Source organism: Clostridium gallinarum (genome assembly GCF_014836325.1).
Classification (GTDB): Bacteria; Bacillota; Clostridia; order Clostridiales; family Clostridiaceae; genus Clostridium; species Clostridium gallinarum.
Map to the genome: position 1 here is coordinate 23,374 of NZ_JACSQZ010000041.1, position 7,597 is coordinate 30,970.

A 7,597-nucleotide genomic window follows, 5' to 3' on the forward strand; every position below is an offset into this window, starting at 1 on the left:
TATCTACTCCTTAAATTCATAATCTAAAATAGCCATAATATACACATCATGAAATTCATTATTTATAAATAAAGCATCTCTTTTAATTCCTTCTTCTTTAAAACCACACTTTTCATACATAGATTTAGCTCTTGGATTATAATCAAAAACCTCTAATTCAACTCTATGTAAATTTAAATCTCTAAAAGCAAATTTTAATACTTCTTTAGTAGCTTTAAATCCTATTCCTTTATTAAAGTTTTCCTTATTAAATAAGGCTATTCTAAAGCTACAACTTCTATACTCATTATCTATATCCATAAGAACAACTTCTCCTAATATATTGTCTTCTTTATTACATATTAAAAAATGTCTTCTTTCTTCATCAATAATACTATTTTCTATAAATTTTTTTATTTCATCTTTACTCGGATAATTAGTTGTTCCTGTATAATAAAACATATCTTTATCTGGATTTTCAAATCCACTTTTCCAGTATTCATGTAAATCTTCATTCTCTAATAATCTTATTTTTATTTCCATTTAATTTTCTCCTTATTTAAGATTTATTTAATTTAGAACTGCTTTCATAGATTTTTTATACTTATTTAATATTATTCCCTCCATTAATTAACAATAATTATACCATATTATTTTCAAGAAATATTATTAAACTATTACTTAAATGAGGAAATTTATGTTAAAATATTGTTATAATATAAAATTAGGGGGAATTTATACAATGAATCATTTCTTTGAAAACTTAATTGCTGCATTGCCTATAATTATTATAGTCGTTGTAGTTATAGTACTTTTCCTTTCCTTTTGGAGAAGAGTACCTGCTGATAAGGCAATGGTCATAACAGGTCTTAGAAAAAGGGTTTTATTAGGTCGAGGAGGTCTAATGATTCCTATACTAGAAACTTCTTCCACAATTTCACTGGAAAACATATCAATGACAACGGATGTAAATGAAGCACCTGCAAAACAAGGTATATTTGTTAATATAGTCGGTACTGCAGTAGTAAAAGTAAAAAACGATACTGAAAATGTATTAAAAGCTGTTGAACAATTTTGTAGTGGTGGAGAAAAAAACACTGTCAATGTAATTAGAACAATAGTTGAACAAATTTTAGAAGGTAAACTTAGAGGTATAGTATCTACTTTAACTGTTGAACAAATTAACGAAGATAGATCTTCATTTGAGCAAAGAATTGAAGATGATATAAGAAATGAACTTGGTTCAATGGGATTAGTATTAATTTCTTATACAATTTTAAAAATTAGTACTCAAGGTGGATATTTAGAAAATAGAGCTAAACCTCAAATAGCAGCAGCAAAATCTGAAGCTGATATAGCTGAAGCCGAAAGAAAAAGAGATACAGAAATTAAAACTGCTATTGCTACAAGAGAAGGTCAAAAGGCAAAATTAGAAGCAGAAACTGAAATTGCTCAAAGCGAAAGAGATAAGAAATTAAAACTAGAAGTATTTAGAGCAGAACAAGATAAAGCAAAGGCTAATGCTGACGTTGCTTATAAATTACAAGAAGTAGAAAATAACTCATTACTTGCAGAACAACAAGCAGAACTTGCTGAAAAAGAAGCTTTAGTTGTAGAAAAGAAATTAATTGCTGAAGTAAAAAAACCAGCAGATGCAAGAAAATATGAAGTGGAAGTTGCTGCCGAAGCAAGCAAAATTCAAGCAATAAAACAAGCTGAGGCAGAAGCTGAAACAATAAAAGTTAAAGCTATCGCTGAAGCTGAAGCAAAAAAAATTCAAGCGGAAGCAGATGCAGCTGCAATAAGAGCAAGAGGGCTTGCTGAGGCAGAAGCTATTAAAGCAAAAGGAATTGCTGAAGCTGAAGCAAAAGATAGATTAGCAGAAGCTATGGCTAAATATGGAGAAGCTGCTATTGTAGAAATGATAGTAAATAGATTACCAGATGTAATGAAGGAAATTGCAAGTCCATTAGATCAAATAGATAAGTTAACTGTTATAGATAACGGTGGAAATCAAGGAGCTTCAAAGGTTTCTAAAATAGTAACAGATGTAGCTGCTAATGGCTTTGAAGTATTAAGAGATTTAACTGGAGTTGATTTATCAAAAGTTATAAATGATTTTGTAAATAAAAGTTCAACTTCCGATACCCTAATCCCTAAAGCTGATATAATTGATGCTGAAACTACTCAAATAGATAATTAACTCTACTAATAAAAAAATATTGGTGTAATTTAAAATTACATCAATATTTTTTTAAAATTTTTTTCTAAAAAGCTTATATTTAATTATATTAATTACTAGTTTATCATAATTTTCTTTTCTGATTTAGCCGTCTTATAAGCTGCTATTACAAAAAATGCTACTGAAAATAAAAAGAGTATGAATAAATATTTGTAAGTCTCACTAAAACTATAGCCTTGCTGTATATCTGATATAGTCTTCATTGCCCATCTTATAGGTGTAAAATATGATATTTTTTCTATTAAAGGTGGCATTACTTCAAGTGGAACAAAGGCTCCTCCAAGCATAAGAAGTAACATATTTGCAAAATTAAATGTATTAGATGCTTCTGTTCTATTTTTAGCAAAAGCTCCACAACATAAAGCTAAACTTATTGATACTAATCCTACCAATGAAAGTATTACAAACATTTGAATGTTATTTAATCCTATTTCAATATTAAGAATATTAATACTTATTATACCTAATATAACTTGAATTAGTATAGATATATATCCACTTATTATAATACCTAAATAATATTCTATTGTCTTAACTGGTGCCATAAATATCCTCATATATATATTTTCATCTTTTTCATCAAATATTCTATAAGCTGTCTTCATTCCTCTTATTAGCATAAACATTATTAGAAATCCTATATATATTTGACTTGTAAAATAATCTGAATTTAAATCACCTAGGCTTTCCTTTTTTATATTTACAGAAATATTCTTACTATAATTATCTATAGATTTATAATATACCTCTTCATTTTTATTACTAGCTAATGAAATATCATTAATATTAGCCATCTCCATATTGATAAATTCTTTAATTAAATTTCCAATTCCATCATCTTTAATTGATGTAACCTTAACCTTATTAGTATTACCTTCTATTATATCCTTTTCAAATTCAGTCTTAATTTCCAATACTACATTTACAGCTTTTTCTGAAAATAAATTATCAACATCCTTATCATTAATTACTTTTACATTATATCCTTCTTTATTTTTTAAAGAATTTATAATAATATTACTTGTTCTACTATTATCATTATCGATAACTCCAATATTTATATATCCAGAGCTTGTATTAATTACCATAAGCATTACATAAAGTATTATTACAGGAGCTATTAATCCAATTAAGAATTCAAAGGGATTTTTAACTATATCAACTCTTAAATTATTTTTAATTAACGTTAATATATTCTTCATTCATATTATCCTCCCTTCCTGCTATTAAATAAATTAATACTATTATTAAAATCAAAGCTATTATCCCAATTATAATCCAGCTTATTAATGAACTACTATCATCAGAATATATATATCTAAACACGCTACTATTAAACCATCTAAGTGGTGATATTTTAGTTATTATATTAAATATCCCCTTTTTTTCTACATCAAAAGCAACATATCCCCCTCCTAAAAAAGATAAAACTGGTATAATTATATTTTGTAATATTGTTGATGCAGCCTTATTATCTTTAAATATTATAGGCATTATAGTTCCAATCCCATTTACAATAATTAAAAATGGAATCATAGCTAATGGCATTATAAATAAATTATTTCCATAATTAATATCAAATAAAATATTGCTTAATATATAAGTTGTTAAAGAAACTCCAAAGGAAAACATGAAAAAACCAGTAAATGATGCTAGATAATATTTAGGTGTAGATAAGCCTGATATTTTTATTCTATCTTTAATATTACTCCTTTTATCTTCCTTTAAAGTAAATAATGGATAGCTTATAAAGTAAAATAACATAAGACCTATCTCTGCTACACCATAATAATCCATAGAACCTGGAATTTTTTCATAAGGAATATTATCTTCTTCTATAAAGTTATTATTTTCATTTTTTATTATTTCTTCAGCTCTTTCTGGATTAATTGTATAAACTTCTGCTATTGTATTATATCTATTAGAAATGCTGTTTAATATTTGATAAACAATAGATGATTTTACATAAGAATTATCATTTGAATACATTTCAATAGTATTATCTTTTAAATATAAAACTATTGCTCTATTAACTCTTACTTCTCTCTTTCCTTCTTCAATATCACTAATTTCTTTTATATCTACATTACTAATATCTTTACTTTCTTTTATAATATCAACAAAGGTACTAAAAACTTCATTTATCTTACTATCTCCTTCATCAATATAACAAATTGATAAATTATCTATTGCAACATTATTATTCATTTTATCAAAGTAAGAAGATAAGGTGCTCCCAATTAATAGAACTAAAAATAAAGGAAAAAATATCATAAATATAAGATTTTTTCTATCTCTAACACAGTTTAATATTGTAGCTTTTATAATAGCTATCATACTTCTTCCCCCTAATCTCTTAATTTTTTACCTGTTAAAGATAAAAATACAGTTTCTAAGGTTATTTCTTTAAACCTTAAATCATTTATTTTTAATTCTTCTTCAGAAATTTCCTTAATTAGCTTACTTAAATTATTTACTTCCTTAGAGGATGTAATAATTACATTTCCCTCATCAATTGAAACACCAATAACACCCTCTATATTTCTTAAATTTTCTATATTAACTTTATATACGTTATCAACTCCAATATTAAGAATACGTTTATCACTAACCATATCCTTTAACTCTTCCTTAGTACCTTCAACTATTATTTTACCATTATCTATAATAGCAATTTTACTACATAAATTTTCTGCTTCTTCCATATAGTGAGTTGTATAAATTATAGTAACACCTTTTCTATTTAACTCTTTAACTGCCTGCATAATATTATTTCTAGATTGAGGATCTATTCCTACAGTTGGTTCATCCATAATTAGTATTTTAGGATTATGGACTATAGCACATGCTATATTAAGTCTTCTTAACATTCCACCAGAAAACTCTTCAGCTTTTTTCTTTTTAAATTCTAAAAGTCCTGTAAACTCTAAAGCTTCATCTATTGCTTCACTAAGTTCTTGTCCTCTTAAACCATATAATTCCCCAAAGAATTTAACATTTTCATAAGCAGTAAAATTTCTATAAAGCGCTATATTTTGTGGAACTAATCCTATATTTCTTTTTATACTAATAGATTTTTTTCTTATATCTTCACCTAAAATTTTAATTTCACCAAAGCTTGGATTTAATAAAGAACAAATTAAACTTATAGTTGTGCTTTTACCTGCTCCATTTGGACCTAAAATCCCATATATCTCTCCCTCTTCTATTGATAAATTTATATTATCAACTGCTATTGTAGTATCATATTTCTTTACTAAATCTTTTATTTCTACTACCTTCATAAATAACCCCTCCTAAACTTCTTACTTTTATTATATTAAAAAGACCTTGCTAAATAATCTAGCAAAGGTCACCTTTTCTCCATGACAAAAGTCATATATTTTTTCATTTAAATTTCTCTTAACTTATATAAATTATAACTCAATACAAAAACTTAATCCTCCAAGTTTTTTATATAATAAATTGCTATTTGAGTTCTATGGGTTAAATTCGTTTTTTGTAGTATAGATGTTATATAATTTTTTACTGTTCCTTCAGATATAAAAAGTTTTTTTGATACTTCTTTATTACTTAATCCTTCTGATATTGCTAACATAACATCTAATTCCCTTTCAGTAAACAAGTCTTTATCTATTTTTTTATAATTATTCTTTGAAATAATATTATTACTAAGCTTGTTTAATACTTCTTCTTGTATAACTGCTATTCCCTTTTTTACAAGCTTTATTGTTTCAATTATTTTTTCTGGTCTTGTATTCTTTAATAGATATCCCTTAGCACCATTTTTAATTCCATCTCTTATATATTCATCTTCATCAAAGGTAGTTAAAATTATTACTTTAGTTTCTGTATTCTTAGATATTTCCAAGGTTGCTTTTACCCCATTTACTAATGGCATTCTTATATCAACTAAAGCTATATCGGTTTCATTTTCAAGTACAAAATCAACTAAGTCCTTCCCATTTTCAAATACCTCTAAAACTTCTATTTCCTTATCGTAAGATAAAATTATTTTTAAGCTATCTCTTATTAAAGCATCATCATCTGCAATTACTAATCTTATACTCATATATCCCCCAAATATGGAATTAAAATAATAACTCCAAAACCTTCTTTATTATTTATTATTACTTTTCCATTTATATTACTTATGCTTTCCTCTATATTCCTTAAACCTATACCCTTTTTTACAATTTCACATCCTATTCCATTATCTTTAACTTCAAGCTTTATAAACTTATTTAACACTTCTATATTAATTGTAATTACTTCCGCTTTAGAATATTTTAAAGAATTAGTTGTTAACTCTGTTATAGCTTGTATAAATATAATCCATAATTTTGAATCTACTTTCTTCAAGTCACCACTATATAAAACTTTCCCTCTTATACTTGTCCCTTTTATTTTTTCATCTAATATCTTTTTAACTCTATTAATTCCTAACTCTTCTCCTGCTGGTTTTATATTTCTAAGAGTCATTCTTATTTCTTCCATGCCATTTCTTAAATTATCTATACATGTATCTAACATAAAAAAGCCTCTTTTTTTGTCATCATCTATAATTATTTTAATTGCTTCTAATTGAAATAAAGTTCCTGAAATAGTATGACCTATTTTATCATGTAGTCTTGCAGATATTTTATTTCTTTCCTCTAACCTTGCAGTATGCAATATTTGTTCTTGAATATTTTTATCTTCTAATATCTTTTTTTCTAATTTGTAAATTAATTTCCTTTGCTCTTCTTGAATTTTATCTAATTTCTTTATTTTGCTATTTTTATTTTGATTATTAAGTATTAATATTAATATTAAACTTAATATTATAATTATATTTTTAAAATTATTACTAAAAATAAATGCTATTGGTATTATAGAAAAAGGAAAAATAAAAATATACTTTTTTTCTTTTATAAAATATTCTGCTACCAATACACTGAACATTAAAATTGCTGATGGTATATACCTTATACTAAATATAAATACTAAAACTCCCTCAATTAAAGAAAAAACTCTGAAATAAAGTTTATTATTTTCTAATATTCCTTTAAGAAAAATAACTATAATATAAACTACAATAAAAGAAACTATCACTAAGCTAAGCTTATCTTCTACACTTGTCCATGCTACATATATACTTAATATTAACTTAATTAAAATATATATATCAAAACTACTTATTATAAACACCCCCGAAAATAATTAAGAATTAAAAATGAATAATGAAAAATTAAGGATGTAATTTGGTCCAAATTACTTAAATAAATTATTAAAAAACTCCCTAAGTAGGGAGTTTTTCCAGACTGCTGACAAAGTGTCAGCAGTCTTTAATTTTATATAATTATCTAATATAATTTAAATATATTATTTTTTACA

The 7,597-nt window shown here is 25.2% G+C and carries 7 protein-coding genes; 1 reads left to right on the forward strand and 6 read right to left on the reverse strand.

The annotated features are described in order from the left end of the window. Positions 1 to 3 precede the first annotated feature (3 nt). Positions 4 to 522: a GNAT family N-acetyltransferase gene (locus H9660_RS11175; RefSeq protein ID WP_191750461.1), complete on the reverse strand. Its 519-nt coding sequence runs from the start codon at positions 520 to 522 to the stop codon at positions 4 to 6. A 199-nt stretch (positions 523 to 721) separates the two neighbouring features. Here H9660_RS11175 and H9660_RS11180 point away from each other — a divergent pair, with 199 nt between their 5' ends. Then, positions 722 to 2,182: a flotillin family protein gene (locus H9660_RS11180; protein ID WP_243190653.1), complete on the forward strand. Its 1,461-nt coding sequence runs from the start codon at positions 722 to 724 to the stop codon at positions 2,180 to 2,182. Between the two features lie 95 nt (positions 2,183 to 2,277). Here the strand turns inward: H9660_RS11180 and H9660_RS11185 are convergent, their stop codons facing one another. The 5 genes from H9660_RS11185 to H9660_RS11205 form a co-directional block, all read right to left on the reverse strand. Then, entirely contained in the window at positions 2,278 to 3,423 is a 1,146-nt protein-coding gene (locus H9660_RS11185) for an ABC transporter permease (protein WP_191750462.1), read from the reverse strand. Further along, positions 3,398 to 4,558, reverse strand: coding sequence for an ABC transporter permease (locus H9660_RS11190; protein ID WP_191750463.1), 1,161 nt, complete (start codon positions 4,556 to 4,558; stop codon positions 3,398 to 3,400). Before H9660_RS11190 ends, H9660_RS11185 begins: the two co-directional genes overlap by 26 nt. An 11-nt stretch (positions 4,559 to 4,569) precedes the next feature. Beyond that, a complete protein-coding gene (locus H9660_RS11195; RefSeq protein WP_191750464.1) occupies positions 4,570 to 5,505 on the reverse strand; it encodes an ABC transporter ATP-binding protein in 936 nt (311 codons plus the stop codon). Between the two features lie 152 nt (positions 5,506 to 5,657). After that, entirely contained in the window at positions 5,658 to 6,293 is a 636-nt protein-coding gene (locus H9660_RS11200; protein ID WP_191750465.1) for a response regulator transcription factor, read from the reverse strand. Then, a complete protein-coding gene (locus H9660_RS11205; protein ID WP_191750466.1) occupies positions 6,290 to 7,411 on the reverse strand; it encodes a histidine kinase in 1,122 nt (373 codons plus the stop codon). Before H9660_RS11205 ends, H9660_RS11200 begins: the two co-directional genes overlap by 4 nt. Between the last annotated feature and the right edge of the window lie 186 nt (positions 7,412 to 7,597).